Origin of the sequence: Candidatus Clostridium eludens (assembly GCF_045310515.1) — a bacterium.
GTDB lineage: Bacteria > Bacillota > Clostridia > Clostridiales > Clostridiaceae > Clostridium_B > Clostridium_B eludens.
Genome location: NZ_JBJHZX010000111.1, coordinates 1 through 2,177, shown reverse-complemented (window position 1 = coordinate 2,177; position 2,177 = coordinate 1). Strand labels below are relative to the sequence as shown.

Sequence of the window (2,177 nt, the reverse complement as noted above, 5' to 3'; positions counted from 1 at the left end):
ACCATTGCTAACACCCCCATCGCACTCTGTGAAAGCGATTCACACAAAATTAAAAATTTTTGGTTCTCTGCTTTTCTATCAAAGTGGGGGATAAGCACTGCTACGCACCTGGATAAGTTCTTCTACTAAAGGATATGTATTCTAAGTGCTAAAGACACTAAGAATCACTTGATAATTGGTACATTGTTTAGGATTGAATTAATAATATGAGATAAAGAAAGGTGTGGTGATAATTGAGTAAAGAACAATATAATAAAATAATTAACAATACTAAATCTACATTAGATAAAACTATACTAGAAAAAATATCAGAGTTTAAATATAAAGAACTTGATGGTTATTATGTGATACAGGTTTATGTTAAGAGCAACATAAAAGCAAAAGAAATGGGTGAGATTCTTACTAATATTGAAGAATATGCTAAAGAATGCGGATTTAATATTTTAGTAGATTTCTTAAGAGGTTAGAAATGCAAGATTTAATTGAGAGATTTACATTAGAATGTAGAACTAATAAATCAGGAAAGTTAAAGAAGTTTAAACCCAATAATATAAAAAAAGAAACCTATAAATTTTGGAAAGCTGACTCTAACGTTATGATTAGGGATGCTATTCTTGCTAATAAAATAGGTATATCTTATCCAAGGCAGTTAGAAATGATCCATGGAGCTGTAGAAAGAATTCTTAAGTCATTTATCATTAAAGAATATGGAATAGAATTATTAGTTCATGAAACAAGAACTATTTATGATTCTATCAAATATGATTTAGGTTCTGAAATTAGTAAAGAGGATTATATGGCATTAAAATTGTTGGATAATAATTTCATATTATATAGATATCCTACTGAAAATAGATTTTATAGTGAAGATATGATTGATATGGCATTTGAGGTTTTAGTAAATATAAATAGTGTAGTAGAAGATGCATTGAATTTAAGTAAAAGAGCAAAACGTGCTATAAAAGAAGTAGAAGATGAAATAAGTTTTGACAAAAGTTTAGAATAAAAATATTTATCAACTAAAAGTGGTAATTTTGTCAAGAATAATACAATCTAAATTTTATAATGAGAGGTAGATTGTAATGGAAAAACTTATTATTGAAATTGAACAACAAATGATAAATTTACTTAATAATATGCAAATGGAAGAGCTTCATAAGGTTTTATTGAAAAAGTTGCAGGGGGTAGCTTTTATAGATAAGACCAATAGTGAAAATTTAGAAAATGAAGAAGTAGATTATTGCAACATGTTTATTTGTGCAAAGCGAGTAGAGGGATGCTCAGAAAAATCTATTAAGTATTATAAATCAACCATAGAAAATATGTTAAAAACATCCCATAAACCAGTTAAGCATATAACAACAGAAGATTTAAGAGAATACTTGGCAGAATATTATAAGAGAAGTAATTGCAGTAAGGTAAGTATCGATAATATCAGAAGAATTTTATCATCATTCTTTTCATGGCTTGAAGATGAAAATTATGTTATAAAGAGTCCGGTAAGACGGATTCATAAAATAAGAACTGGAAGGATTGTGAAAGAAGTATATACAGACGAGCATTTAGAAATAATGCGTGATAATTGTAAAGAAATTCGTGATCTTGCAATTATTGATCTTTTAAACTCTACCGGAATGCGTGTTGGAGAGTTGGTAAAATTAAATATTGATGATATAAATTTTAATGAAAGAGAATGTATTGTTGAAGGAAAAGGTGATAAGCAGAGGAGAGTTTACTTTGATGCAAGAACAAAAATACATTTACGAAATTATCTTAATAGCAGAGTTGATGATAATAGAGCATTATTTGTATCATTGATAGAACCATATAATAGGTTAAATATTAGTGGAATTGAAATTAGAATGAGAACTTTAGGGAAAAAGCTTAATATTAATAAGGTACATCCACATAAGTTTAGAAGAACACTTGCAACAAGAGCTATTGATAAGGGAATGCCTATAGAGCAAGTGCAGCACCTTTTAGGACATCAGAAAATAGATACAACACTTCAATATGCAATGGTAAATCAAAATAATGTTAAGATTTCACATAGAAAATACATTGGTTAGTTATTTGTATAAATTTAGATTTTTCAAAGTCAAATCGAGATTTATCGAGATGTTTGGGAATCCGTTTAGTAATTCTAAAGGTTGGAATAAAGACACTATAGGAAGTGT

Annotated in this window: 3 protein-coding genes; all 3 read left to right on the top strand. The window is 28.1% G+C overall.

All coding sequences use genetic code 11. From position 1 onward, the window contains the following. Positions 1-233 precede the first annotated feature (233 nt). The 3 genes from ACJDU8_RS25370 to xerA all read left to right on the top strand — a co-directional run bounded on the left by ACJDU8_RS25370 (position 234) and on the right by xerA (position 2,069). Positions 234-467: a hypothetical protein gene (locus ACJDU8_RS25370; protein ID WP_406794968.1), complete on the top strand. Its 234-nt coding sequence runs from the start codon at positions 234-236 to the stop codon at positions 465-467. A gap of 2 nt (positions 468-469) precedes the next feature. Then, the gene (locus ACJDU8_RS25365; RefSeq protein WP_406794967.1) at positions 470-1,006 is read left to right on the top strand and encodes a hypothetical protein; all 537 of its coding nucleotides are present in this window, start codon (positions 470-472) and stop codon (positions 1,004-1,006) included. Between the two features lie 76 nt (positions 1,007-1,082). Continuing rightward, positions 1,083-2,069: a site-specific tyrosine recombinase/integron integrase gene (gene xerA / locus ACJDU8_RS25360; protein WP_406794966.1), complete on the top strand. Its 987-nt coding sequence runs from the start codon at positions 1,083-1,085 to the stop codon at positions 2,067-2,069. Positions 2,070-2,177 lie beyond the last annotated feature (108 nt).